Origin of the sequence: Enterocloster clostridioformis (assembly GCF_020297485.1) — a bacterium.
Lineage (GTDB): Bacteria > Bacillota > Clostridia > Lachnospirales > Lachnospiraceae > Enterocloster > Enterocloster clostridioformis.
This window is the reverse complement of the sequence record NZ_JAIWZC010000001.1, coordinates 2,023,073-2,047,166: the sequence shown is the minus strand read 5'-3', so window position 1 is coordinate 2,047,166 and position 24,094 is coordinate 2,023,073. Positions and strand designations below refer to the sequence as shown.

Annotated in this window: 27 protein-coding genes and 8 pseudogenes; 21 read left to right on the top strand and 14 right to left on the bottom strand. The window is 45.2% G+C overall.

Going from position 1 to position 24,094, the window contains the following annotated elements:
• The first annotated feature begins 229 nt into the window (after window positions 1-229).
• From LA360_RS10340 to LA360_RS10325, 4 genes are all read left to right on the top strand, one after another.
• Window positions 230-817 carry a Gx transporter family protein gene (locus LA360_RS10340; RefSeq protein WP_022203103.1) on the top strand — a complete coding sequence of 196 codons (588 nt, stop codon included), beginning with the start codon at window positions 230-232 and terminating at the stop codon, window positions 815-817.
• 58 nt (window positions 818-875) lie between these two features.
• Window positions 876-2,459 carry a UDP-glucose--hexose-1-phosphate uridylyltransferase gene (galT, locus tag LA360_RS10335; RefSeq protein WP_022203104.1) on the top strand — a complete coding sequence of 528 codons (1,584 nt, stop codon included), beginning with the start codon at window positions 876-878 and terminating at the stop codon, window positions 2,457-2,459.
• A gap of 87 nt (window positions 2,460-2,546) precedes the next feature.
• Window positions 2,547-2,735: a PTS sugar transporter subunit IIA gene (locus LA360_RS10330; RefSeq protein ID WP_242857952.1), complete on the top strand. Its 189-nt coding sequence runs from the start codon at window positions 2,547-2,549 to the stop codon at window positions 2,733-2,735.
• A gap of 136 nt (window positions 2,736-2,871) precedes the next feature.
• Window positions 2,872-3,204, top strand: coding sequence for a cupin domain-containing protein (locus tag LA360_RS10325; RefSeq protein WP_002585160.1), 333 nt, complete (start codon window positions 2,872-2,874; stop codon window positions 3,202-3,204).
• Between the two features lie 410 nt (window positions 3,205-3,614).
• Here the strand turns inward: LA360_RS10325 and LA360_RS31185 are convergent.
• Window positions 3,615-3,899 (bottom strand): annotated as a pseudogene (locus LA360_RS31185) (transposase); the annotation flags it as partial.
• A gap of 290 nt (window positions 3,900-4,189) precedes the next feature.
• Between LA360_RS31185 and LA360_RS10315 the strand changes: the two are divergent.
• The 9 genes and pseudogenes from LA360_RS10315 to LA360_RS10275 all read left to right on the top strand — a co-directional run bounded on the left by LA360_RS10315 (window position 4,190) and on the right by LA360_RS10275 (window position 8,539).
• A pseudogene (locus LA360_RS10315) lies at window positions 4,190-4,601 on the top strand (YjdF family protein).
• A gap of 389 nt (window positions 4,602-4,990) precedes the next feature.
• A complete protein-coding gene (gene cptIN / locus LA360_RS10310; protein ID WP_057572672.1) occupies window positions 4,991-5,461 on the top strand; it encodes a type III toxin-antitoxin system CptIN family toxin in 471 nt (156 codons plus the stop codon).
• A gap of 82 nt (window positions 5,462-5,543) precedes the next feature.
• Window positions 5,544-5,780, top strand: a complete 237-nt coding sequence (locus LA360_RS31865) for a hypothetical protein (RefSeq protein WP_112482957.1) — start codon at window positions 5,544-5,546, stop codon at window positions 5,778-5,780.
• On the top strand, window positions 5,746-6,126 hold the full coding sequence (locus tag LA360_RS10300; protein ID WP_166433720.1) for a transposase: 381 nt from the start codon (window positions 5,746-5,748) through the stop codon (window positions 6,124-6,126). The genes LA360_RS31865 and LA360_RS10300 overlap by 35 nt, the downstream gene beginning before the upstream one ends.
• Complete coding sequence (tnpB, locus tag LA360_RS31860; RefSeq protein WP_112482959.1) at window positions 6,071-6,322, top strand: IS66 family insertion sequence element accessory protein TnpB; 252 nt, start codon at window positions 6,071-6,073, stop codon at window positions 6,320-6,322. Before LA360_RS10300 ends, tnpB begins: the two co-directional genes overlap by 56 nt.
• Window positions 6,323-6,613: 291 nt before the next feature.
• Window positions 6,614-6,748, top strand: a pseudogene (locus LA360_RS31180) (MBL fold metallo-hydrolase); the annotation flags it as partial.
• A 151-nt stretch (window positions 6,749-6,899) separates the two neighbouring features.
• A pseudogene (locus LA360_RS10285) lies at window positions 6,900-7,034 on the top strand (YjdF family protein); the annotation flags it as partial.
• Between the two features lie 255 nt (window positions 7,035-7,289).
• Complete coding sequence (locus LA360_RS10280) at window positions 7,290-7,784, top strand: helix-turn-helix domain-containing protein (RefSeq protein ID WP_089776580.1); 495 nt, start codon at window positions 7,290-7,292, stop codon at window positions 7,782-7,784.
• Window positions 7,754-8,539 carry a transposase gene (locus tag LA360_RS10275; RefSeq protein WP_112481403.1) on the top strand — a complete coding sequence of 262 codons (786 nt, stop codon included), beginning with the start codon at window positions 7,754-7,756 and terminating at the stop codon, window positions 8,537-8,539. The genes LA360_RS10280 and LA360_RS10275 overlap by 31 nt, the downstream gene beginning before the upstream one ends.
• Here the strand turns inward: LA360_RS10275 and LA360_RS10270 are convergent, their stop codons facing one another.
• Window positions 8,540-8,722, bottom strand: coding sequence for a hypothetical protein (locus LA360_RS10270; RefSeq protein ID WP_112482961.1), 183 nt, complete (start codon window positions 8,720-8,722; stop codon window positions 8,540-8,542).
• A 1,111-nt stretch (window positions 8,723-9,833) separates the two neighbouring features.
• Between LA360_RS10270 and LA360_RS31855 the strand changes: the two are divergent.
• From LA360_RS31855 to LA360_RS10255, 3 genes and pseudogenes are all read left to right on the top strand, one after another.
• Window positions 9,834-9,914, top strand: a pseudogene (locus LA360_RS31855) (SEC-C metal-binding domain-containing protein); the annotation flags it as partial.
• Window positions 9,915-10,355: 441 nt separating this feature from the next.
• Window positions 10,356-11,561 (top strand): IS256 family transposase, encoded by a 1,206-nt coding sequence (locus LA360_RS10260; protein WP_173876956.1) that lies wholly within the window; start codon window positions 10,356-10,358, stop codon window positions 11,559-11,561.
• Between the two features lie 45 nt (window positions 11,562-11,606).
• Window positions 11,607-11,819, top strand: a complete 213-nt coding sequence (locus LA360_RS10255) for a hypothetical protein (RefSeq protein ID WP_002583243.1) — start codon at window positions 11,607-11,609, stop codon at window positions 11,817-11,819.
• Here the strand turns inward: LA360_RS10255 and LA360_RS10250 are convergent.
• A complete protein-coding gene (locus LA360_RS10250) occupies window positions 11,816-12,091 on the bottom strand; it encodes a hypothetical protein (protein WP_002583244.1) in 276 nt (91 codons plus the stop codon). The genes LA360_RS10255 and LA360_RS10250 overlap by 4 nt on opposite strands.
• Before the next feature lie 229 nt (window positions 12,092-12,320).
• On the opposite strand from LA360_RS10250, the gene LA360_RS10245 reads away from it, so the two are divergent.
• Window positions 12,321-13,643: an IS701 family transposase gene (locus LA360_RS10245; protein ID WP_470295739.1), complete on the top strand. Its 1,323-nt coding sequence runs from the start codon at window positions 12,321-12,323 to the stop codon at window positions 13,641-13,643.
• Window positions 13,644-13,860: 217 nt separating this feature from the next.
• On the opposite strand, the pseudogene LA360_RS10240 reads toward LA360_RS10245, so the two are convergent.
• Window positions 13,861-14,217: pseudogene (locus LA360_RS10240) on the bottom strand (helix-turn-helix domain-containing protein); the annotation flags it as partial.
• Between LA360_RS10240 and LA360_RS10235 the strand changes: the two are divergent.
• Window positions 14,192-14,495 (top strand): annotated as a pseudogene (locus tag LA360_RS10235) (site-specific integrase); the annotation flags it as partial. The pseudogenes LA360_RS10240 and LA360_RS10235 overlap by 26 nt on opposite strands.
• A 708-nt stretch (window positions 14,496-15,203) precedes the next feature.
• Here the strand turns inward: LA360_RS10235 and LA360_RS10230 are convergent.
• The 4 genes from LA360_RS10230 to LA360_RS10215 all read right to left on the bottom strand — a co-directional run bounded on the left by LA360_RS10230 (window position 15,204) and on the right by LA360_RS10215 (window position 18,329).
• Window positions 15,204-15,500 (bottom strand): hypothetical protein, encoded by a 297-nt coding sequence (locus tag LA360_RS10230; RefSeq protein ID WP_057573142.1) that lies wholly within the window; start codon window positions 15,498-15,500, stop codon window positions 15,204-15,206.
• A complete protein-coding gene (locus LA360_RS10225) occupies window positions 15,500-16,312 on the bottom strand; it encodes an ExeA family protein (protein WP_112481587.1) in 813 nt (270 codons plus the stop codon). The genes LA360_RS10230 and LA360_RS10225 overlap by 1 nt, the downstream gene beginning before the upstream one ends.
• Window positions 16,305-17,720, bottom strand: coding sequence for a DDE-type integrase/transposase/recombinase (locus tag LA360_RS10220; protein WP_112481597.1), 1,416 nt, complete (start codon window positions 17,718-17,720; stop codon window positions 16,305-16,307). The genes LA360_RS10225 and LA360_RS10220 overlap by 8 nt, the downstream gene beginning before the upstream one ends.
• A gap of 78 nt (window positions 17,721-17,798) precedes the next feature.
• On the bottom strand, window positions 17,799-18,329 hold the full coding sequence (locus tag LA360_RS10215; RefSeq protein WP_146774921.1) for a DUF6431 domain-containing protein: 531 nt from the start codon (window positions 18,327-18,329) through the stop codon (window positions 17,799-17,801).
• A gap of 148 nt (window positions 18,330-18,477) precedes the next feature.
• Here LA360_RS10215 and aspS point away from each other — a divergent pair, with 148 nt between their 5' ends.
• The gene (gene aspS / locus LA360_RS10210; protein ID WP_225537746.1) at window positions 18,478-19,665 is read left to right on the top strand and encodes an aspartate--tRNA(Asn) ligase; all 1,188 of its coding nucleotides are present in this window, start codon (window positions 18,478-18,480) and stop codon (window positions 19,663-19,665) included.
• On the opposite strand, the gene LA360_RS10205 is transcribed toward aspS, so the two are convergent.
• The 6 genes and pseudogenes from LA360_RS10205 to LA360_RS10180 form a co-directional block, all read right to left on the bottom strand.
• Complete coding sequence (locus LA360_RS10205; protein WP_225537737.1) at window positions 19,666-20,283, bottom strand: transposase; 618 nt, start codon at window positions 20,281-20,283, stop codon at window positions 19,666-19,668. It lies immediately after the preceding gene.
• A gap of 137 nt (window positions 20,284-20,420) precedes the next feature.
• Entirely contained in the window at window positions 20,421-20,915 is a 495-nt protein-coding gene (locus LA360_RS10200; RefSeq protein WP_112481787.1) for a helix-turn-helix domain-containing protein, read from the bottom strand.
• Between the two features lie 221 nt (window positions 20,916-21,136).
• On the bottom strand, window positions 21,137-21,295 hold the full coding sequence (locus tag LA360_RS10195) for a conjugal transfer protein (protein WP_146774974.1): 159 nt from the start codon (window positions 21,293-21,295) through the stop codon (window positions 21,137-21,139).
• Between the two features lie 77 nt (window positions 21,296-21,372).
• Window positions 21,373-21,747, bottom strand: a pseudogene (locus tag LA360_RS10190) (CD3337/EF1877 family mobilome membrane protein); the annotation flags it as partial.
• A gap of 274 nt (window positions 21,748-22,021) precedes the next feature.
• Complete coding sequence (locus LA360_RS31175) at window positions 22,022-22,486, bottom strand: TspO/MBR family protein (protein ID WP_089776457.1); 465 nt, start codon at window positions 22,484-22,486, stop codon at window positions 22,022-22,024.
• Between the two features lie 126 nt (window positions 22,487-22,612).
• The gene (locus LA360_RS10180) at window positions 22,613-23,092 is read right to left on the bottom strand and encodes a cupin domain-containing protein (protein ID WP_089776456.1); all 480 of its coding nucleotides are present in this window, start codon (window positions 23,090-23,092) and stop codon (window positions 22,613-22,615) included.
• Window positions 23,093-23,285: 193 nt separating this feature from the next.
• Between LA360_RS10180 and LA360_RS10175 the strand changes: the two genes are divergently transcribed.
• Window positions 23,286-23,459 (top strand): hypothetical protein, encoded by a 174-nt coding sequence (locus LA360_RS10175; RefSeq protein ID WP_155521220.1) that lies wholly within the window; start codon window positions 23,286-23,288, stop codon window positions 23,457-23,459.
• A 408-nt stretch (window positions 23,460-23,867) separates the two neighbouring features.
• Window positions 23,868-24,080, top strand: a complete 213-nt coding sequence (locus tag LA360_RS10170; RefSeq protein ID WP_146774975.1) for a hypothetical protein — start codon at window positions 23,868-23,870, stop codon at window positions 24,078-24,080.
• The last annotated feature ends 14 nt before the right edge of the window (window positions 24,081-24,094 follow it).

Below are 24,094 nucleotides of genomic sequence, written 5' to 3'. Positions count from 1 at the left end.
ACGCCATTGCATACAATGAGTTTTCGCACAGGCAGCGGTGGTAATTCATTCCCGTCCATTTTCATACATGAAAACAGTTCAGACGGTTGCCGTTCTGTTGCCGCCTACGCTCCAAGGCACTATGGAAGAATTGGGTCATGCATGGTATACTATATGCGTGTTGAACATGCGTGTTCAACACAGAGCGCAGGGCAAGGATGAAATGCCGCGATGAAGACGGGAGGATCATATGACGAATCAGAAAAAGGCAGTCACAGAATCATATAAAGACTCAGCTGTAACGGTGAAAAAAGGCCAGGCAAAACAAGTCCCCGGAGCCTCTGCCAGAAATGCGGCCCTTTTTGGGATACTGACAGCCCTGGCACTGGTGCTGGGATACGTGGAGTCATTGGTGCCGGTATATCTGGGAGCGCCCGGGGTAAAGCTGGGGCTGGCTAATCTGGTTACCATGGTGGGACTGTACTGTATGGGAACAAAAGAGACAGCTCTTATCAGCGTGGTGCGCATACTTTTATCAGGCATCCTGTTTGGGCCGCCTTCGGCCATCCTGTTTGGTCTGTCGGGGACTGCCCTGAGCCTTACCATCATGGCCCTGTGCAAGCGGTTCAGGCTGTTCGGAATGGTGGGAGTCAGCATATTGGGAGGAGTGGCCCATAATATCGGACAGTTTCTGATGGCGGCCTTTGTGGTGAATACGTTCGGCGTGTTTTCCTACCTGCCGGTGCTTCTGACAGCAGGCTGTGCGGCGGGAGCGCTGATTGGCCTTCTGGGAGGAATTCTGGTGGGCCGGGTGAACCGTTTACTCCGATCCGTTTAACAAAAACAGGATATAAAAGTAAAAAAGTGCATTGTGGTTACGGGGTGTGAGGGTTATAATGGAAGAAAACAGCGGCATGTGGCTGCGCTTAGATGGAAGAGTGTACAGGGAGGATATTTCTATGGTTTATGAAGCGGTTAAGGGATTGGTACAGTACGGTCTGGATAAGGGGCTCATATCTGAGGTGGACGCTATTTATGCCAGGAACCAAATCCTGGATGTGATGGGAATGGACGAGTATGAAGAACCCCAGGGGCCGGCGGAGAGCGGGGATTTGGAGGCCATTTTAAAGGAGCTTCTGGACTGTGCCGCGGACACGGGCGTGCTTAAGGAGGACAGCGTGGTTTACCGGGATCTGCTCGACACAAAGCTGATGAACTGCCTGATGCCAAGACCGGGCGAGGTGGTAAAAGAATTCTGGAAACGCTATGAGGAGTCCCCTGAGAAAGCAACTGACTGGTATTACGGCTTTAGCCAGGACTCCGACTATATCCGCCGTTACCGCATTGCAAGGGATATGAAGTGGACCACGGATACCCGTTACGGTACGTTAGACATTACGGTAAACCTGTCCAAACCGGAAAAGGATCCAAAGGCCATTGCCGCGGCTAAACTAGCCAAGCAGAGCGGCTATCCCAAATGCCAGCTGTGCATGGAGAACGTGGGATATGCGGGGCGGACCAATCATCCTGCCCGGAATAACCACAGAATCATTCCCATTACCATCAATGACAGTCAGTGGGGATTCCAGTATTCCCCATATGTGTACTATAATGAGCACTGCATCGTGTTTAACGGACAGCATGTGCCTATGAAAATTGATAAGGCGGCATTCAGAAAGCTGTTTGACTTTATCAAACAGTTTCCCCATTATTTCCTGGGCTCCAATGCGGACCTTCCCATTGTGGGAGGATCCATCCTGAGCCATGACCATTTCCAGGGGGGACATTATACCTTTGCCATGGCAAAAGCGCCCATAGAGAAGCATTTTACCATAAAAGGGTACGAGGATGTGGAAGCGGGAATCGTATTCTGGCCTATGTCCGTGCTGCGGCTTCGGGCGGCTGACCCGGACAGACTGATTGAGCTGGGGGATGCTGTACTGGGAGCATGGAGAGGCTATACGGATGAGGATGCATTTATCTTTGCCGAGACAGACGGAGAACCTCATAACACCATTACGCCCATTGCCAGAAAGGTTGGGGATACCTTTGAACTGGATTTGGTGCTGCGCAATAATATTACCACAGAGGAATTCCCGCTGGGCGTATACCATCCCCATCAGGAGCTTCATCACATAAAGAAAGAGAACATTGGCCTGATTGAGGTCATGGGACTGGCTGTGCTGCCTTCAAGGCTTAAGACGGAGCTGGCAATGCTGGGAGAGTACATGGTGGATGGAAAGGATATACGAAGGGATGAGGTCCTTGAGAAACACGCTGACTGGGTGGAGGAATTCCTGCCCGTTTATCAGGAAAAGGGCATCCCGGTGACAAGGGATAATGTGTGGTCCATACTGCAGGAGGAAGTGGGAAAGGTGTTTGCACGGGTCCTGGAGGATGCGGGCGTCTATAAATGCGACGGGCAAGGACGGAGGGCATTTGCAAGATTCCTACACTTTGTCGGCTTTGAAGAGGTATAATCAGCCTGGCTGTAAGATACATTTACAGTAAACAGAAATTGGAAAATTGATAAGTATGATTTAAATGAGAACTGTATTGTATTCGATATGGAAGGCAGTAAAAAGGATATCATAAGAATCCTGTCAGGGGAGCTGTACAGGGCAGGAAAAATCACGGACACAGAGGAATTTTATCAGGATGTACTGGCAAGGGAAGCCATTACCCCACCTTCGTGGGCTTTGATATGGGCCTTCCCCATGGCAAGACGGACCATGCGGAGGCGTTACGGAATCTGAGAAATAAACATTTGTGAGAAACGTATTTAAAAAATTCAGAAAACTAGAAGCGGGGACTAGCCGCAGCCCCGCCTGCTTGGTATAATGGAGAATATACCGCGGATGACTGCGGTGAATGACGGAAGGAGACAGTGACATGCTGGATGAAAGATGGGTGTTTCATGAGAACGCGGAGCCGGTTCAGGCGGGGCCTGGGGTTGTCAGGAGGGTTCTGGCTTACAGTAAGGATTTGATGTGTGTGGAGAATACCTTTGAGGAGGGAGCCGTGGGCAGCCTTCATCATCATCCCCATACCCAGATTACATATGTGGTAAGCGGAGAATTCGAGTTTAATATAGACGGTGAGAAAAAAACAGTGAGGGCAGGGGATACCATGCTGAAGCTGGACGGCGTGGAGCATGGATGCGTGTGCAGGAAGGCAGGCATTCTTCTGGATATCTTTAATCCTATGCGGGAGGATTTTGTATAGGTGAACCAAAGAAAAATCTTGTGCAGTATGCTAAAAAAACAGCCGATTTGTTGTAAGATAACGATATTCTTTCGCGAGAACATTGGCTTTTGTTCCTGGATTGGTATAACCGGGGAGTAAATAGTTGCGTGCAGAGCTTCGGCTTGATTTTGTACAACATGAGTTTGTGGACCTTTCTTTTTCAAAGGTCCGCGGATTCGTGTTGTTTTTTGTCCTAAAATGAGCGGTCTCGGAAACTTGATAAACAATTGATGCAATTTTCAAACAATTAAAAAACGCCAATGAATAATCGGGAAACGAGAGGTGGAGGTGATGATTATCCAGGGAATACAGAATAAAGAAGGGCATGATTTTTAGACCTTCGACAGGAGGTCCTTTGATAGGATATTTGGATAAATGCCAGATATCAGCTATTCCGCATTCTGCCGCTTTTTAAAGCGGGCATCTAAATGGATGCATATAGCAGTGATCGTGGTCATGAAGGAATAACGTGGTTTTCCATGGAGTACCATCCGGTGGAGACCATAATCATTCAGGACGCGGTTGTTGATGCGCTCCGTAGCGGTACGCTGGTTATAGATTTCTTTATATTCCTCCGTGCCGCGTGGGACTTTTGTATAAAGGCGGATGCTCCATTCGGGTTTCGTTTTTATGACGCGGCCATATTTGGACTGGGAACAGTCACAGCTGCATTTATCGGAATCTTAGTAATGATTTTGATTTGAACATGATGTCAGCACCGTGTCAGTTAAAACAAATAAGAAAAGTGTGATAATGTGGCAGTTTGCACTAATAAGCGGATTGCCACATTTTTATGGAAAAATGGACATTTATGTGGTAACATATAGGAGCAAAGATAAAAACACAACGCGAGGTAATCTTGTAGAACTGGTAGGTAGTCCAGTCGCACCGATTTGGTGTAAGTAGCCCTCCCTCCTTGGGTCGTCCGTTCTTTGTGCATTACAATTTTCAAGGAGGAATTGTCATGGACAAAATAGCGGGCAGACTGACAGTATTTTTTGAAGAACCATTCTGGATAGGCGTGTTTGAACGAATATCTGAGGGAAAGTTATCTGTGTGCAAAATCACATTTGGAGCAGAACCAAAGGACTATGAGATATACGATTTTGTTCTGAAAAATTACTATCGGCTGAAATTTAGTCTGGCTGTGGCAACTGATGGAAGTTGCTCGCAATCCGAAACGGGTACAGCGGGAAGTGCGGAAACAGGTGCAGAACACCGGGATATGCACAAAATCGCAATAGGCTTTGAAATTACAGCAGGAGCAGTTGAAAAATGAACGCAAGACTGTGAGCCGGGAGCAACGGGAAGCAGAGAAACAGCGGCAGTTTGAACTGAAACAGCAGAAAAGGAAAGAAAAGCATAGGGGCAGGTAACGCCTGCCCCGGCTTTTCTCAATTAAGTTGCATATTGTCTATTGTTACGCTTTAGGGTATCTGGAATGCTTATTTTATAAGGGTTTGAGAGTGCAAAAATGGTGTTGGTGATACTTTATACCTTTATTACTCAAATGCGGTTTTTGTTGCGTAACGGGAATAATTAGCGGCTATTTGCATAAAATTTTAATGGAAAGCCTTATTGACTTTCCTCTTTGCACTTGCTAGAATGTAGGTACAAAGAAAGTTTACCACTGACCGATATGTGGTATATAAATGGTCGGGTTGAAAGTTTACCGCTGACCGATATGCGGTATATAAATGGTTGGGTTGAAAGTATAGTCCTTCGCCGCAAGGTGGGGGACTTTTTCCATAATGAGGACAGGCAAATGAAGAAAACAGGCTTTTATATTATCAAGGACAAATTTTTTGAGGATATGCCAGACCCATATCTCAAAGGGAATAAGGCGGGAAACAGACCGCATTATTATTGCTTTGAAGATTCAAGTACCGGGATATACTGGATGATACCATTGTCCAGCCGCATTGATAAATACAGACGGATTATGGAGAAAAAAGTAAAAGCCGGGAAACCCTGCGATATTCTCCATATCGTCAAACTGGATGACAGCCGGGAGAGCGCATTCCTGATACAGGATATGTTTCCGATAACAGAGGAATACATAGAACGGGAATATACAATCGCTGGGAATCATCTGATGTTGACGAGTGAGCATACTGCCAGAGAGATTGAGCAGAAAGCGAGAAAAGTCATAGGTATGTTGAAGCGTGGTATAAAGTTCACACCAACGCAGCCGGATGTTATGGCGATTTTGAACAAGTTGAGGGAACGCAGATAGATTTCCTTGTTGGTGCAAAAATTACATGGTGCTAGCACCATATTGAAAAGTACTACAAGCAATCAGGGATAGGAGAAATGAAGTGTTGGAATCTTTATATACATTTAGGTGTCTGGTAGATTATAGGTTTAATGGCACGGATCGAGTGGAAAAGCAAAATGAATTTTTGGCAGATGTGTGGATAGATACAGATTTTTCAAATAATGTTTCAAATAAAATACGGAATAAATGTAGAGAATTAGGGCAAAATGGGTGGGTTATCTCTCCTTTTTGGGAACCTAATAATGAGGAAACTTGGAAGGGGATATGCGCGATTTGAAGTTGAGAAAAATAATTGGTGGATTGAAGCCGAAAAATTATTTGATAAGAAGCTGTTTTTTAGCTGTGCTTTAGTCTTATCTGCATTATTTGAAAGAGAAATTAGAAAATGTCCAATCGATAATTGGAGTAATAAAACTACACGGTATTTTAAAGACTCAATTTCAGATAAAATCACTCAAATTTATTGTGACGATAGGATTGAACCTATCAGTAGATATATAGATACGTTATTGCTAATTCCCTCTTTAGATAGCTTTAATGGATTGATGGCCATCATCCGGGATACCTATGAAATGGATCCCTACAGCAATTCCCTGTTCCTTTTTTTGTGGGAGACGCTGTGACCGAATCAAGGCACTGCATTTTGAAAAAGACGGCTTCTGCCTTCTGTATAAAAGACTGGATAACGGCCGTTTCCAGTGGCCAAGGAATTCCTCCCAAGTAAGGAACCTTACCCGGCAGGAATACCGCTGGCTCCTGGAGGGGCTTTCTATCGACCAGCCCAAGGCGATCCGCCCCGTGAAAAAGAAGGACTTCTGATTTTTGTGCAAACGGGAGAAAATTTTTTCTGCCCTTATGCATCCGGAACAGCTCCATGGGGAACTTATCCACATGTCGACAGAGCCGCTGCGGCGATTGGAGGATAACCGTCTCTGTTTTTCCGGACTCGCTGTCTTTATGTGGAAAACATGCTGTTTTTCATGGAATAGGTTCTGTTGAAGCCAGCGGTTTTCCACTTTTTCGCTTCGTCAGAATGACGAAGACCGTGCGGTGGGAAATTCGCTTCCCTGCGGGCTTTTCAGGTGCCACCTGGTTTTGCTGTGCAGTAAAGCACATCATTCATTGGATATAAAGCCGTAAATTTTAATTCATATGCGAGAAGCATTTAGAAATCTTAAGGTGGACGGAAAACTTCATCATGGCAGTGGAACATTTAACTATGGGGATTGGGGAGTATGGTTATAAAAAGTAAGCTGTGGCAAAGATAAAAACACAACGCAAGGCAACCTTGCAGAACTGGTAGGTAGTCCAGTCGCACCGATTTGGTGTAAGCAGCCCTCCTTCCTTAGGGTCGTCCGTGCTTTGTTCATTACAATCATTTTAAGGAGGAATTGTCATGGACAAAGTTTCGGGCAGACTGACAGTATTTTTTGAGGAACCATTTTGGGTAGGCGTTTTTGAACGCATATCAGAGGGCAAATTATCTGTATGCAAGGTTACATTTGGCTCAGAACCAAAAGACTATGATATGTAGTTGAGGCGGGGGAAGAATGTTATCCCTAAGCTGCATAATCAATCAACAGTGCCGGATAGTAGCGGGACTCTGGAGTCTGACAGTTGATAGCAGAATTTTTCGGCCGCTTTGCAGTCTAATTCCTCATGAGATACGGGTGACCCGCTGTAATACACGCTAGTACAGCATTGCCAAAATAATAATGAATAGACGTTGCTTTTTTATTGTAGTCGGTGCATAATAATTCTATCACTAAAGAATGGATGTGTTATTATGCGAAGGAAAACAATTGATACTATCCCGGTTTTATCTGATGCCATGAAAAACATATTATCTGCTTTTTCAAAAAGCCGCTCCCTTCCGTCAGGACTGGTCAAAAGAGCCAGCATTGTCCTGCTTGCGTCACAGGGGGAACTCAACCAGAATATTGCACCACAGGTCGGGCTTCATTATAATAATGTTGCCACCTGGCGCAGTCGGTTCCTCGCGGCGCTCCCAGCCTTGCGGAGGATTGAAATGGACGACCCGAAAAAGCTTGAAGATGAGATACGGGCAGTCCTGTCCGATAAAAAACGCCCCGGTGCCCCGTCTGTTTTTACGCCGGACCAGATCATGCGGATCATCGACCTTGCCTGCAGCAGCCCAAATGATTTTGGGTACGAAGTAAGCCAGTGGAGTCTCCCGCTGTTAGTGGCAGAAATTAAAAAGCAGGGGATCGCTGAACAGATTTCTGAGAAATCTGTCAGCCGTTTTTTAAAAATGAGGTAGATTTACATCCCCACAAAATCCGTTACTGGCTTCATTCTTCGGAAAAGACGGAAGCCCCGGAATCTTTTGCGCGGAAAGTAAACGAAATCTGCGGCCTGTACCAGAGTGCCCAGGAACAAAGCCGGGAAGGTGCACACATTGTTTCCACGGATGAAATGACCGGGGTACAAGCGCTGGAACATAAATATCCTGACAAGCTCCCATTACCCGGCCAGTGCGCCAAAATGGAGTTTGAGTATATCCGCCATGGCACGACCAGCCTCATCGGGTTCTTTGATGTTGCAACGGGCCGTATGGAAATGCCGTATTTAAACTCCACACGCACAGAAGAGGATTTTGTGGAAGCCGTGAAAGCATTGGTAGGGACAGACCCGCAAGCCCCATGGACATTTATATGCGATGGCCTAAACACCCATAAATCGGAAGCCCTTGTCCGCTTTGTGGCAGAAGCCTGTGCCCTTGGCGTGGAACTGGGCAAAAAAGGGAAAACAGGGATCCTTAAAAGTATGGAAAGCCGAGCGGATTTCCTGCATGACCCTTCCCACCGGATCCGCTTTGTCTATACTCCGAAACACAGTTCCTGGATGAACCAGATTGAGATATGGTTTGGCATCATTAACCGGAAGCTGCTGAAGCGGAAAAGCTACCTATCAATAGAAGAACTGGAAGCAAGCATCCTGCGCTTTATTGAACAATACAATCTTACAGCACACCCATTTAAGTGGACATATGCCGGGATACCATTAGTAATTTAATCACTGATATTTAAGCAATGCTGTACTAGTGCGGTTGATATCAAGAAGAGCAGTCCCTGTTTTGACAGGGAGTTCTTTACCGAAAGGTTTCGGACTAAATTTACTCTCATAGTCAGGTCCAAGCGTTTCTTCAGATTTTTCGACCAATCCACCTGCATGGTAAGTTGCCAACTTTTTTGGCATATTCTGCTTTTTCGTCTTAAATTACGATACCATTAATGGAATGCCGGATATAAGACATTTTTGGAAGAACACAGGAGAAAAAAATTACTATTAAGGGCATTGGAAGTTTTAAAGCATAACTGATAAAAATACTTTTGGAAAGGGCGGTAAAATAGTGGCGAATTTAAGACTGAAGAAGAGCATTTTGGAGGTGGTGGATAATCAGTTAAAAGCAAACGATCCTCCATGCACGAAGAATACATATGACAAACTGTTGGATGCCGGGTATTCAAAGTCAGAAGCAAAGGATAAAATCGGAGCAGTTGTACTTACAGAAATTTATGATATTTTGAAAAAGGGACAGGCTTTTGATGAAGAAAAGTATAAAAGCAGCCTTGAGGAGATGTTAAGGCAAAGTATTGATTATGAGGACGATCATCACATAAGAACGGAATGGGATAAGTGGGATGAGTTGGTTCAAAAAGGATATGAATCTTTTGAAGAACAAAAGGCAGCAGAAGGCCTGTGTTTTTGGCAGGAAGCGTGGGATATTTTTGAATCTGTTATGAAACAGGTTCCGGAAACAGAGACACTTTATGGTCTGATGGAGTCACAGGATTATGTATATCCGATTGACTGCTGGCTTCAGGACTATGAGATGGAACTGGGAAATGCAGGAAAATATGGGGAAAGAATTGCGTTCTGCCAAAAGATATTGGAGATGTTTGATTGGCAAGGCGAAGACGACAGCTGTTTTCGGTGCGGCATTGGCGAATCCCTTTTTCGGGAAGGAAAAACAGCGGAGGCATATGAATATTATGAAAATTGGCTGATGGATGACTCGCAAAACGTAAATGGAACCAATAGCTTTAGCTGGATTCTTTTTGAAAATGGAGATGCAGAGAAAGCGTATGAAGTGGTAAGAAAAGTGACATGGGGTGTTTCGTGTTACGTGGATAATTCGATTCTTTTTATGCGTGCGCGGCAATTAGCCGATTATGTCGGAAAAGAAAACGAAAGCAAATGGTATCAGCAGCAGTTAGACACATTCGAGAACTCGATTAAAAAATGGGAAATGGATGAAGATGAAATTTTTGATGAATTTACGGCACCAAAACAGATTCCGGTTGTAAAAGAGAAAAAAATATATCCAAATGATCCCTGTCCATGTGGAAGTGGCAAAAAGTATAAGAAATGTTGCGGAAAACAGTAGCGACTATCGTTACGGTTAAATATGCGGATGTTTATCATAAAAAAGTGAACGCAAATTTCTCAAATCAGAGTCATAATATACACATGGATTGGTAAACCATTTTCTCATTATTCTTTGATTGGTAGTACCGGTTTGCAAAGGAGGGTGCAAGCCACCGGATACCATAACAATAAAGAAAAATAGTGTGAGGAATACGAGTAATATCTATACGGAGTGGTATAGATAAATATACACGACTTTACAACTTTTTAAGAAAAAAAATATCGTACAGGACACTTTGGTGTATAATTAGTTTGCCAACAAAATATACAAAGGAAGAGAGTATGAAAGTTTTTCTGTAAATAGCTATTAAGCATTAGGTCTTCTATGATAAAATCTATTATCATAAGGAGGCCTATTATTATGGCAAGAAGAGAAAAACAGCCCGTACACAAAGTAGTCATGACGGAGGGGAAAAGGAACATCGTCCATCAGCTCCTGGAAGAGTATGACATCCAGACTGCGGAGGATATCCAGGAAGCCCTCAAAGACCTGCTGGGGAGCACCCTGAAGGAGATGATGGAAGCGGAGATGGATGAGCATCTCGGCTATGGGAGGTCAGAACGGTCGGATTCGGATGATTACCGCAATGGCTACAAGCCCAAGCGGATCAACAGCAGCTTCGGGAGCATGGACATCCAGGTGCCCCAGGACAGGAAGTCCACGTTTGAACCCCAGGTGGTAAGAAAGCGCCAGAAGGACATTTCCGGCATTGACCAGAAGATCATATCCATGTATGCAAAAGGCATGACAACCCGCCAAATCTCGGATACCTTGATGGACATTTATGGTTTTGAGGCTTCGGAAGGGTTCATCTCGGACGTGACGGACAAGATACTGCCGCAGATTGAAGACTGGCAGAACCGCCCGCTGGAGGAAGTCTATCCCGTGGTCTACATCGACGCAATCCATTATTCCGTGCGGGAGGACGGGGTAATCCGCAAGCTTGCCGCCTATGTCATCCTCGGCCTTACGCTGGAAGGTAAAAAGGAAGTCCTGAGCATACAGATCGGGGAGAATGAAAGCTCCAAGTACTGGCTCTGCGTTCTGAACGAGTTGAAGAACCGCGGTGTGAAGGATATCCTCATTCTCTGCTCGGACGGGCTCACGGGCATTAAGGAAGCCATAACGGCGGCATTCCCGAAGACGGAGCAGCAGCGCTGCATCGTACATATGGTACGGAACACGCTGAAATACGTCTCCGACAAGGACCGGAAAGCATTTGCCACGGACCTGAAAACCATCTACCATGCCGCAAACGAGGAAAAGGCGCTGGAGGCGCTGGAGAAGGTGACGGAAAAGTGGACGCCAAAGTACCCCAACTCAATGAAACGCTGGCATGACAACTGGGATGTGGTATCCCCCATCTTCAAGTTTTCCATGGAGGTCAGGAAGGTGATCTATACTACCAACGCGATCGAGAGCCTCAACTCTACCTACCGGAAGCTCAACCGCCAGCGGAGCGTGTTCCCGGGCAGCACGGCGCTCTTAAAGGCTCTGTACCTGGCCACGTTCGAGGCGACGAAGAAGTGGACCATGCCCATCCGCAACTGGGGGCAGGTCTATGGGGAACTGTCCATTATGTACGAAGGCAGACTGCCGGAATAAGAGCGCACAGGCATAGGTGTACACCTATCCGGAAAGGAGCTTTCCATGTATGGATTTTCAAAATACGATGCTCAGGACAGGTACGACAGCTATAATACTGTACAGGTGAAGTTAAAACTGAATATGAAGACAGATGCAGATATCCTGGCCTGGGTCAGACAGCACAAATATGGCAGGGACACTTCCGTCCAAGGGGCCATCAAGGCCCTGATACGGGAAGACATCGCCAGAGGCCAGGCCGATGGGACACAAGGTTAATCCCTCTGCATTTTACATTCGTTGGCTGTCTGCAGCTCTGACAGGGATTCCATGATAGACAGGTAATCGATCCCCTCCACAACAGTCCCTGTGCCAGGGTCAAACAGTTCATCGTCTGCGGTGGCTTTCGGGTCATAGGATTTCAGTTCACTGTCATACCAGCTATAGATATCACTGTATAAGTCGGCTGCATGATCCAGCAGGGACTGCAGTCCATTGATCTTTGCCCTGATATCTTCAGGTACAAAGGGATCGTCTGTTTTTAGCTTCATGGCACACCTCCTGATGTTTTCCTGTAAGAAGTGTACCATAATTTGATGGGATTTTCCAATACATCTTGACAGAATCCAAAAGCATCCGTATAGTAAAGGTAGGTGGTCACGACATCCACCTACCTTTCTCATTAACTTATCATAGAAGATCTCAATTTACAGACTTTTTTTCATACTCTCCAAAGGAAAGTGACCCTGTACGACAAACTCATTATACAACGAAAAGAACCTGATTGGTAGACTTCATCAATATTTTTCCATCTATTTTAAAACGTTTTCTTCCCCTGCCGCGGAGACTTTATTTCTACTGGCTTTATCCATACTTGCCATGGAGTCGGCGGATTCCATCCGTTCCCTCTACCGACATTTTTTGTCTGGCATCACCCAAAAGTCACTGACTGCTTTTTATTATGCCTGTTCCTACTCCAAAGCAGACTATTCCAGATTCATGAATGTAACGGCATCCCTGGCTTTAAAACTCATTCCTGACTCCCTGAAGTCACAGCCGGTCTTCTTCTGCATTGATGATACCATGATTTCTAAATTTGGAAGGAAATTTGAAGATGTTTCAAAACTTTTTGACCATGCAGCACACAATGGCTCCAACTATCTGAACGGCCATTGCTTTGTCAGTCTCATGCTTTGTGTCCCCATATGGAGCAACCGCCGGATTGCTTATCTGGCTGTCCCTCTCGGTTACCGCATGTGGCAGAAAAAACAATCGAAACTGGAGCTTGCCGCAGCCATGGTGCCTCAGGTCATGCCCTCTTTTGCTTCTCAGAAGAATGTCATAATCCTTTGTGACAGTTGGTACGCCAAGAAAAATCTCGCCTGTATTGTTGATGAATATCCAAATCTAGATTTGATCTGTAATGCCAGGGCTGACTCTGTTATTTATGACCTTGCCCCACAGCCAACCGGCAGAAGAGGCAGGCCCGCAAAGCATGGGGAACGCCTTTCTATTAAAGAGGACTTCACTCTTTCTGCTGAAAAGATAGGGGATTACTACATGGGTGTACGCCGGGTCCCTACCAATATCTTCGGGCAAAGGGAGGTTCCCGCCTATGTAACTTCTACAGAGAAAACCGGCGGCTCCAGACGCCTGTTTTTCAGTACGATTATTCCAGAGCAGATGCAGATATTCTGCGCATGGCAGGAAAAGGCGCCGCTAAACCAGACCGGGAGTGAGCGTATGCAGTTCATTCCATTATTGTGTTACACATTTCGCTGGAATATCGAGGTGAGTTATTATGAACAGAAAACGTTCTGGTCGTTATGCAGCTATATGTTACGCAGTCGGAAGGGAATCGAAATGTTGGTTAACCTGATCAACATCTCGTATTGTGCCATGAAGATACTGCCATATCAGGAAGAATCATTTTCAAAGTACCGTACAGAAAGTGTGCAGGAATTTCGGTTTGCCCTTAGTGAGCAAATCCGGCAGCAGGTATTTTATACCACTTTCGTGAGAAATATCGAAACCAGCATAAAATCCAGTGTTGTTATGAAAGCTTTAAAACAGTTAATTCGGCAACAGTGCTGGCATTTATAAAAGTTGTAAAGTCGTGATAAATATAGAAAAACAAGATTAAAACAAAAAACTTTGCGGGTTCGAATAGGATTTTGCAAAAATAAGCCTAGTATTTATGCGGATTCCAAACAAAATCCGTTAATATTTTGGCAACGATTTGGCAACAATCCGAACAGCAACTGAGTGGATCATGCACCGATTAAGCTCGCTTAAAGAGGGGCAATGATACACGAAGTTATTCCTGGCTGATTTCTCCGGATTCCAGTTTTGCAGCCATTTGCTGCCATGCAAGAAAAGATGTGAACAGATGCTGATAGTTCTTGTGTTCCCGGTCAAGGCGGAGAGAGAGTTCTCCGTCGATTTCTCCGATTTTGATTCCATACATATCTTCCAGTGCAAAGAGGGTGTGCATAAGACCAAGATAGGAGTCAATGTCCGGAACATTGATTGCTCTTGGGCTGATATCGAAGATCTGTGCCATTTTTTTGATCAGGTCAGCTTTGGGAGTTCTGGCTTCTGTTTCATACTGTGCCACACGAACATCCGAAGTCTTTCCGAGGAACCCCAAAAGCTCGCCAAGCTCAACGGGGAGCATGGGAAAAGAGGTTCCGAAGGAAATGAAGTTCTGGACAAAGGAACAATATCTGAAACATGCTTAGACTATGATGGGCAAGCCCAGATCTTATTACGCTTTTGAAATGCTGTACTGGACCGGAATTCGGGATGGCGAGCTGCTTGCCCTCACACCAGAGAATTTCGATTTTGAAAAACAGACGGTGCGGATTAATAAAACGTAAAATGGAAAGGGGATGCAAAGAGACAGGAGTTCCAGTCATACGAATCCACGATCTTCGTCACAGTCATGTTTCTATATGTGGCAGATATTCTGACAAGAATGGATGGTGTTTCTTAGATTAATATGTCTTAGTTTATGAAATCGTTATATACGAGTTTCGCGAGTTTCATGCAATCCAAGGGTATCTTGACAATTAATTTAATCAGTGATAGAATGGCAAGAAATAAATGAGAATTTCAACCCAGATAGAGGTATAATTATGTTTAATAATCAGTTCCAGAAACTGAATAGGGACGACGATAGGTAGCGTTTGTATCTGTGATTTGTCATAGGTGCAAGCGCTAAATGTGTTGTGCCTATGTGGAATATAAAGATAATAGACCACATTGGTAAAGATAAATACTTTGCTCGTGTGGTTTTTTTTGTACCCTTTTTATCAATTTCCATACGAGTACATATTTTGAAAGAAGGTGATCGTATGGGACATAAAGACGATGTTCTTATGGATAGTAGTTGTTTTATAAAAATCAAATAACGAGATAGAAAGGATAAAACAATGGAAAATATAAAAGGAAATATTATTGTAACTGAATTGGAAGCTGAGGAGTTAGTAGAACACATCGGAGAAATACAAATGTTACTGACCTCCTGATATGACGCTGACCAGATTTGTTCATTTTTCAGCAGGCTGCTCTAACTCATGTCAGTCATTGCGGTGGCTTCTGGGTGGATTTCTCCACCCTTAAAACCATCGTTTTGATAGAGAGTGCTCCTGCATAGGCTTTTCAGTCAAATGGAAGCACGCCTTGATCTTTGACAACTTCATACTGCTTTGCATGCGGCGATTTGAACCTGCGCAGTTTACTGCTGACGTTATCCATATGCTCCTGAAGATCTTCAAGCTGTCCGCTGATGTCATCCATGGCGATCCTGATATCCCCATGGAGCAGTTCTATGGAATTGAGGGCTTCCTCCAGTTCGTCCCGGATGTCCATGTATTCCTCCAGCAGATCCAATACGCCGGACTGGCGCATGCGGTCAGCAAAGGTCTCTGCCGGGCGATGTTCTTTGTTCTGAACCATCAGGCCTCACCTCCCAGCATCTCATGTTCGAGGACAAACCTTACCTGATGTTCGTCCGTGAGACGCTTTCCCTGCTGGCTGGCGTACATCAGGCAGCCGTTACAGATCCGGTTGATGCGCCTTGGGATCCCCGTGGACTCGCGGAAGCTCTCGTCCATGGCCTTATCGGTAAAGATATCCTGCCTGCCTCCGGCATACGCAAGGTGGGAACGGATATATCTTTCCGTCTGCGCACGGTCAAGATGGGGCAGGATGCAGCTTAAATCAATCCGCTGCCTGACGGCCGCATACCGCTGGAGCCGGAGTTTATCCCACAGCTCCGTCTGCCCGACGAGCACGAGTGCCATAGGGCTCATAGAATCGAATTTATAATTCAGCAGGAAGCGGAATTCCTCAATGGTCTCTTTTTCCAGAAGGTGTGCTTCATCCAGGATGCAGACGACTTTCCTGCCCTGCACGCCGCGGATGATCTCCACCTCCTTCTGAAGCTGCCTCTTGGCATCGCCGCGGTAGAACTTTGATTCCACGCCCAGCTGGTCGAGCATGCCTTTGTAGAACCATCTTGGGGTCAGTTTGGAGTCCGACAGGTAGAGGAAGATATATTCCTCTTTGGGGAGCGTCTCCACAAAACGGCGCACCAGCGTTGACTTGCCGCACCCGGCATCCGCCGTCACCACGGCGAACAGCTGGCGGTCTGCCACATAAGACAGGCGCCCAAGGGTGTCCGCCATCGCCGGTGACTCATACAGCATCCCCGACGGGATATCGCGCACGAAAGGGAGACGCTGCATTTCGTAAAAAGCTTTATACATTGCTGCCACCATCCTTCCTGTACTGTCCGAAAGAGATGGCATCTGCCATGTGCTTTTTGGATGCTGCGCTCTTCTTTTCCAGCGCCTCCAGCATACGGGAATTATCCGGCTCCGTTTCCTGCATGGAAATCGGCAGGGGGTCTTTTTTATCACAAAACGGCCTCATTTCGAGCGGCTTTGCGGTAAACGGTTCAATCCCTTTATGGCGGATCGTGATGGTTTCCGGCGAAGCAGGGTCATAGGAAATCTCCACCCGGAAACCGATAAGGGACGGTTTTGTCTCATATTTGCGGCCCTGAAAGCTGATACAGCCGCCCTTGTCAACAAGGCGTTCTTCATGATGGAGGAACGCTTCCGCCACTACGGATGTATCCAGGAACTTTAAAGGCCGGCAGTCCCGGTTCCACTCCTGGAGAGGGGTGATCCCTTCTGGTGGGACGGGCATGCCAAGGCTCTCATAATACTCCCGGATGCCCTCGTGCGGCTGCTTATGGTAGTATTCCTCCAGGTAGTTTTTCCAGTGCCGGTTAAGCTCTTCCAGTGTTTTGACCTTATGGATCCGGGCCTCCCTGAGAAAAGCATCGACCACCTGATGGAATTTTTCTATTTTCCCCTTTGATTTTCCGCTGCGGACTTTTGCGTGCCGAACCGTAATCCCAAGTCTGGCAAGGGAGAATTTCAGCTGTTTTGCCACATACTGCGAACCGTTGTCAAAGTATACGGCATCACAAGCCCCGGCCTTCAAGAGGACGTTCCGGAAGGTATCCTCCACGATGCTTTCCTCCTGGTTGTCATAAAACCGGGAATGGACCAGGTATCTGGAGTGGTCATCGATGGCGGAGGACAGATATGTCTGCACCATCGCCCCGTTTTTCCCTATGGGGAGCTTACACCCATACTTGATATCAGCCTGCAGCATCATCATCCTGTTGGGCTTGCAGAAACGTTTGGACGAGCTTTCGCGTGCGCTTGCGTATGTCTGCATCTGTCTCGTGCCGAAACCGGCTTTATAAAGGTGACGCTGCAGGGTAGGGCGCTTGAGTACGCCCGGCTCCGCCCAGCCCTCCTGCTCCAGGATGAAGATGATCTGCTCCACGCTCCGCCTGGGTACTTCCTTCCTCAGTTGGATTGCCTGCTCCACAATCTTCCGGTAATTATCCGGCAGCCTCCCGGAGACAACCGCCTGAGCCGGCACGACGGGTTTGAGACCCTCGAAGCCTTTTTCTTCATAGGCGGCAAGGTACCGGAAGATGGTACGCTCGGATAAGCCTGACTTTGAGGCTGCTTCTTCCCGCAGCTGGCTGCGTTTGGCGGGATCCAGGCTCTCATCAAGCAGTGGCGCGATCAAGGTGTAGCGTGAGAGCGCCTCGTTATCCCTCCCGTTTAAATCTTTTTTGATTGTCTGCATGGTATGCACCTCCTTTTTGGACAGCATACCGCAAAAAGCGCTGACAGCCAAAACAAAGTGGGTGCATATAAGATGTCCTCAGACGGATACCAGGAAACCGCCTGAGTTATAGACCATGCGCAGGACAGCGGGAAGCCACCTGTCACAGGATTTCCTAATTGTTTCCAAAATGGCCGCGCCGGCCAGTCCGGGATTCCTTAAGAGGCTCATAGCCTGCCGACAGTAACCTTCTGTCCGGGAGAAGTTTGCCATAAGCCAGTGGTGCCACCGCCGTATGGTTTCATCACAAGGATAATCCTCGTTCATGGTATCCTCCGGCATGATATCACCATCCAGCACGGCAGCGATAAGGTCGGAGCCATAATGCTTATAAGGGACGAGCTTATCAGGGAGAAGACTGTGAAGCCTCCGGCAGCCCTCATTGTCACACCGTCTCCGCTCAATCATCAGCCACACCACCTGTCCGCCATCCAGCTTCATGATTCGTGGTTTCCAGTCACGGTGGCTGACAGGGGACCGGCATATGGGGCATATACAATTTTCGTTACAATGGATAGTAATTACGCCATCCCCCTTGTCAGATTCCGTGTACTCTGATACAATAATCATGGTTTTATCATGAGTCTCAGAGGACACAACTTAGCGGGAGGGTCTTCTGGGACTTTCTCTTTCTGTAGAATGTTCATTGACATTATACAGAGCAAGTCTCTGACATTCAAGCAGAGCAGTATGGATGACAAATTAGCTTAGCAACAACATACAAATTCATGGAAGTATCTACAAAGTTAGAAAAATGAAAGGTTTTTCTTTTGTGTTATTAAGAACAAAAAGAGATGTAGTTCAGTGCGTTGCTTCGGGAAATCTCGAAATACCAGCAGAAGAAAGTTGTGTAACAATTACTGCGATTTTAGTGGCGGAAGGTAGAAGTAAAACAGGATATGAATTGCATATTAAAAATATAAAAGTTTTAAGTAAACCTCATGAAATATCACCAATTGTAATCAACCAAAAAATCGTGGATACTTCTATAGAAAATTTGCTTGACTATAGACCAATCACTTTAAGAAATGAAAAAGAAAGAGCTATTTTTAAATTACAGGAAGGCATTTGCAGGGGGATTAGAGAATTCCTTTATAATGAACATTTTACAGAAGTTCATACGCCTAAGATCGTGCAGTCAGGAGCAGAAGGAGGCGCCAATATATTTTCTTTAAACTATTTTGGACAAGAGGCATATTTGGCTCAAAGCCCTCAGTTTTATAAGCAGATGATGGTAGGCGTGTTTGAACGTGTATTTGAAATTGCACCAGTGTTCCGAGCTGAGAAACATGATACATCAAGACATTTGAACGAATATACCAGCGTGGATTTTGAAATGGGCTATATAAATAGTTTTGAGGAAATTATGGAAATGGAAACTGCAATGCTGAAATATACATTGAATTATTTGTCTGAGCATTATAAAAAGGAAATAGCATTGCTTGATCTTAATTTGCCTATAATTGAGACAATTCCTGCAATTAGTTTTCATGAAGCGAAGATTAAAATAGCTGAGGCTCATAATCGTCCTGTAAAAGATTGGGAAGATTTTGAACCAGAAGAGGAAAAACTTTTATCAGAGATTATTTTTAAAGAAACTGGAAGTGAATTCGTTTTTGTAACACATTATCCGAGTGTAAAGAGACCGTTTTATGCTATGGACAGTAAAGAACATACTAATGAAACAGAAAGTTTCGATTTGCTGTTTAGAGGACTTGAAATTACAACCGGTGGTCAGAGAATCCATAATTATGAAGAACAGATTGCAAAAATGAATAAGAAAAATATGAATGTGCAATTGTTTGAAAGTTATCTTATGATGCATAAATACGGTATGCCGCCACACGGAGGACTTGGACTTGGCTTGGAACGTTTCACTAGTACAGCATTGCTTAAATATCAGTGATTAAATTACTAATGGTATCCCGGCATATGTCCACTTAAATGGGTGTGCTGTAAGATTGTATTGTTCAATAAAGCGCAGGATGCTTGCTTCCAGTTCTTCTATTGATAGGCAGCTTTTCCGCTTCAGCAGCTTCCGGTTAATGATGCCAAACCATATCTCAATCTGGTTCATCCAGGAACTGTGTTTCGGAGTATAGACAAAGCGGATCCGGTGGGAAGGGTCATGCAGGAAATCCGCCCGGCTTTCCATACTTTTAAGGATCCCTGTTTTCCCTTTTTTGCCCAGTTCCACGCCAAGGGCACAGGCTTCTGCCACATAGCGGACAAGGGTTTCCGACTTATGGGTGTTTAGGCCATCGCATATAAATGTCCATGGGGCTTGCGGGTCTGTCCTTACCAATGCTTTCACGGCTTCCACAAAATCCTCTTCTGTGCGTGTGGAGTTTAAATACGGCATTTCCATACGGCCCGTTGCAACATCAAAGAACCCGATGAGGCTGGTCGTGCCATGGCGGATATACTCAAACTCCATTTTGGCGCACTGGCCGGGTAATGGGAGCTTGTCAGGATATTTATGTTCCAGCGCTTGTACCCCGGTCATTTCATCCGTGGAAACAATGTGTGCACCTTCCCGGCTTTGTTCCTGGGCACTCTGGTACAGGCCGCAGATTTCGTTTACTTTCCGAGCAAAAGATTCCGGGGCTTCCGTCTTTTCCGAAGAATGAAGCCAGTAACGGATTTTGTGGGGATGTAAATCTACCTCATTTTTAAAAAACGGCTGACAGATTTCTCAGAAATCTGTTCAGCGATCCCCTGCTTTTTAATTTCTGCCACTAACAGCGGGAGACTCCACTGGCTTACTTCGTACCCAAAATCATTTGGGTTGCTGCAGGCAAGGCCGATGATCCGCATGATCTGGTCCGGCGTAAAAACAGACGGGGCACCGGGGCGTTTTTTATCGGACAGGACTGCCCGTATCTCATCTTCAAGCTTTTCCGGGGCGTCCATTTCAATCCTCCGCAAGGCTGGGAGCGCCGCGAGGAACCGACTGCGCCAGGTGGCAACATTATTATAATGAAGCCCGACCTGTGGTGCAATATTCTGGTTGAGTTCTCCCTGTGACGCAAGCAGGACAATGCTGGCTCTTTTGACCAGTCCTGACGGAAGGGAGCGGCTTTTTGAAAAAGCAGATAATATGTTTTTCATGGCATCAGATAAAACCGGGATAGTATCAATTGTTTTCCTTCGCATAATAACCCATCCATTCTTTAGTGATAGAATTATTATGCACCGACTACAATAAAAAAGCAACGTCTATTCATTATTATTTTGGCAATGCTGTACTAGTAAGTTATTAGGATATGAAAATGTAAGATTTACGACGTTGTTCCCGAGAGATATTAACAGATTGCTTCCTTAAAGCATGCTGTAATTGTGTGAGAAGTGGAGCAGAAAAAACCGCATTTTAACAATTATGATGCATAAGGGGAAATATTGCTTTCCAAGTTTTGACTTATTTTTACAATCTTCCAATTCTCCCCGTTCTTCTCCAACACAAGCTCAAACTGCGATACCTGCGTTGTATAGTCTCTTCCGCCGTCTTCTTCATCCAAGAACACAATCACCACCAAAAGTACAGGGAGAAAATCATCACGAACACGCCGGAGCAGGCAAAAAAGAGGTGTCTTAGCTTCATGGTTTCTCCCCTTTTGTTGGGGCTGGTTGAGAGCAGGCTTTCCACACGTTCAGCTCCGATACTTTCCACATCCGAGTTGCCGTATTGCAGCAGGAGCCACGGCTGTTTCACCTGAATGGAGAACAGGCTGTCACGGATAAGGTCTACACTGTCTTTCCCCTGACTTTCCGAGTTTGGCAGCACAATCTTTGTGCCAAGTGACAGGCTGGCGTTGATGTCTGCGGAAAATTCATTGATTTTCCCGATATAGTCCGGGGCATAGGCGATAAAGGCTGCTGACAGCACGAACACTACCACGGAATTCACAACGGCGTGGATGGTTTTTGTGGTTACCCGCTTGATAAGCCCGGTGCAGGCAACATAAATACCAACTACCAGAATGAGAATGCAGGAACCCGAGATGGGATGAGAACGGGGAAAGACGTTGGAAACAAAGGCGGAGCTGCTGCGTGAAGGGGCAGTGCACCGGGTGCCGGCGCATCCCCTGCGGTATCTGATGGACGGGGCCGGGCTTACTATGCCTTAGGTGGCAGATATGAAATGGTGGTCGGAGCGGTTATGTACTGCCCGGAATGTGGAAATCTGCAGGTGGAATTAAAAAATTACAAGATGTCAATAAAAAGAACCGAATAAGTTTGGCTTAGTCGGTTCACTTCACATATCAATTCAATATGAAAATAGAGAAATTTAAGTATGCGGCAAATATACACCATATCAGATAGGGAATTTGTAAATAAGCAGCCAGAGGGCTAACAATGTAAAATTGCCTTATCATAATTATTATTATAAAGATTAACGCAATGAGCCAGATAAAAGCAAATAGGTAAAGGTCCAAACCGAAGAAGATAATGCTCCAACAAAAGTTGAAGAATAACTGTATACCATAGATCAACAAAGCTTTCGGTTTATTGGGACTGTTTGAAGAATAAACTATATATGAGGATATTCCCATCAGTATGTAAAGTATTGTCCATACGATAGGAAAAATAAATCCTGGTGGGCTAAAAGCTGGTTTATCTAAAATAGAGTATGATAACATATTTCCGCTAAATAATGCAGACATTGAACCAACTGCTAATGGGATAAGTATTGATATAATAAGAGCACTTTTATTTCGTATTTTCATATACTGGTATGCCTATTGTTTATATTTAGTTAATTATATGTTATGGGGTTATAAATTATGATTTTGTTAGAAGTGAGATTAGCTAAAGACTCGCCAGTCCTTCTAAAAGAACTGACGAGGTGGTGATTAGTAATGATTTGCTTCTGCGATAGCTTTAGTTTGGTGGACAGTACCCCAAGGGTGATGAGGAGGTGAATAAATAGAGTATAATCTTAAAGGAATATCACCAGTGTTTACTACATTGTGCCAGATTCCGGCAGGAACAAATATAGCACTGTTAGTAAAGACTGGTTGTTGAAAGTTTAAACGGTCCATCTGGTTACCCATTTGAACAACCCCATGGCCGGATTCAATATGCAAAAATTGGTCATCGTTAGGATGAACCTCTAACCCTATTTCGTCACCAACTGGTATACTCATCAGAGTAAGCTGTAAGTTATTACCTGTCCATAAGGCAGTGCGAAATGTGTCATTATTCATAGTGGCATTGCTAATATCAATAATAAACGGATTTGGACCGTAATCAGTTGCCACATTTGATTGGAAGCTGGAGTAGGAAGCTCCCAAGGTATAGGAAGGCGAGTTAGTATGTTGATTGTTAAACATTTTTGTCTCCAAGGCGCTAATTTATAATATTATATGAAAAAAGACGTATTTGCTCATTAGAAAGAACACAGAAGTAAGACAAATGATAAGTAGCTACACATCGAACTGAAATTTTAAGAAGTATGAAAAAGCAGAACCCATTGTCCCGTTGCTAACGGACTAAGCGAAGATGAGATACAGCAGGTGCTGCAGTATGCCATACATGATAGTATCTGGAAAGGCAATATCCGGAGCACAAAGAAACTTAGGGAGAAATTTGAGGTGCTATTTACACAAAGCCAAAGAAGGCGTGGAACAGATTATGATACTATTGGAATTCAAAATCGGACAGATGAGGAGCGGTCTCGGAAACTTGATAAACAATTGATACAATTTTCAAACAATTAAAAAATGCCAATGAATAATCGGGAAACGAGAGGTGGAGGTGATGATTATCCAGGGAATACAGAATAAAGAAGGGCATGATTTTTAGACCTTCGACAGGAGGTCCTTTGATAGGATATTTGGATAAATGCCAGATATCAGCTATTCCGCATTCTGCCGCTTTTTAAAGCGGGCATCTAAATGGATGCATATAGCAATGATCGTGGTCATGAAGGAATAACGTGGTTTTCATGGAGTACCATCCGGTGAAGACCATAATCATTCAGGATGCCAGGTCAATAAAAGCCCGGATCTTCCGGTTCTTTAGTAACGTGTAGGCAGGAAGGTTATCCATGGCGGAGTCCAGGCACATGTTTTTCATGGAAAAGCCAGGCATGTTTTTCTCCATTTCATGAAAAGCGACCAGAAAGTTGACAGAATCATGGCGTTTCGCACTGGTAAAGCGCAGGAGCAGCGGAAGGTCAATCTTCAGGGAACTGTTATGTCAGGACAGATGGAAAAGTGTATATCCATAATAGTATTTATCCAGGTCGCTGTCCCAGCCCCAGGAAGCATCGGGGTCGGAATAATGGCGGGAGGAGCCCTCCGGGGAGGAAGGATCTAAGCGGTGTCCTCTGG

Coding starts and splice junctions, on each gene's coding strand:
- LA360_RS10270 (WP_112482961.1), bottom strand. CDS start 8,722: ATGCCAAAAAAGTTGGCAACTTACCATGCAGGTGGATTGGTCGAAAAA.
- LA360_RS10255 (WP_002583243.1), top strand. CDS start 11,607: ATGTATGGATTTTCAAAATACGATGCTCAGGACAGGTACGACAGCTAT.
- LA360_RS10300 (WP_166433720.1), top strand. CDS start 5,746: ATGAGGAAACTTGGAAGGGGATATGCGCGATTTGAAGTTGAGAAAAAT.
- LA360_RS10170 (WP_146774975.1), top strand. CDS start 23,868: ATGAAAAGCGACCAGAAAGTTGACAGAATCATGGCGTTTCGCACTGGT.
- LA360_RS10330 (WP_242857952.1), top strand. CDS start 2,547: ATGGAAGGCAGTAAAAAGGATATCATAAGAATCCTGTCAGGGGAGCTG.
- LA360_RS10215 (WP_146774921.1), bottom strand. CDS start 18,329: ATGATTATTGTATCAGAGTACACGGAATCTGACAAGGGGGATGGCGTA.
- galT (WP_022203104.1), top strand. CDS start 876: ATGGAAGAAAACAGCGGCATGTGGCTGCGCTTAGATGGAAGAGTGTAC.
- LA360_RS10340 (WP_022203103.1), top strand. CDS start 230: ATGACGAATCAGAAAAAGGCAGTCACAGAATCATATAAAGACTCAGCT.
- LA360_RS10220 (WP_112481597.1), bottom strand. CDS start 17,720: ATGCAGACAATCAAAAAAGATTTAAACGGGAGGGATAACGAGGCGCTC.
- LA360_RS10260 (WP_173876956.1), top strand. CDS start 10,356: ATGACGGAGGGGAAAAGGAACATCGTCCATCAGCTCCTGGAAGAGTAT.
- LA360_RS10325 (WP_002585160.1), top strand. CDS start 2,872: ATGCTGGATGAAAGATGGGTGTTTCATGAGAACGCGGAGCCGGTTCAG.
- cptIN (WP_057572672.1), top strand. CDS start 4,991: ATGAAGAAAACAGGCTTTTATATTATCAAGGACAAATTTTTTGAGGAT.
- LA360_RS10250 (WP_002583244.1), bottom strand. CDS start 12,091: ATGAAGCTAAAAACAGACGATCCCTTTGTACCTGAAGATATCAGGGCA.
- LA360_RS10175 (WP_155521220.1), top strand. CDS start 23,286: ATGCCATACATGATAGTATCTGGAAAGGCAATATCCGGAGCACAAAGA.
- LA360_RS10180 (WP_089776456.1), bottom strand. CDS start 23,092: ATGTTTAACAATCAACATACTAACTCGCCTTCCTATACCTTGGGAGCT.
- LA360_RS10280 (WP_089776580.1), top strand. CDS start 7,290: ATGCGAAGGAAAACAATTGATACTATCCCGGTTTTATCTGATGCCATG.
- LA360_RS10225 (WP_112481587.1), bottom strand. CDS start 16,312: ATGTATAAAGCTTTTTACGAAATGCAGCGTCTCCCTTTCGTGCGCGAT.
- LA360_RS10200 (WP_112481787.1), bottom strand. CDS start 20,915: ATGCGAAGGAAAACAATTGATACTATCCCGGTTTTATCTGATGCCATG.
- LA360_RS10230 (WP_057573142.1), bottom strand. CDS start 15,500: ATGGTTCAGAACAAAGAACATCGCCCGGCAGAGACCTTTGCTGACCGC.
- tnpB (WP_112482959.1), top strand. CDS start 6,071: ATGAAATGGATCCCTACAGCAATTCCCTGTTCCTTTTTTTGTGGGAGA.
- LA360_RS31175 (WP_089776457.1), bottom strand. CDS start 22,486: ATGAAAATACGAAATAAAAGTGCTCTTATTATATCAATACTTATCCCA.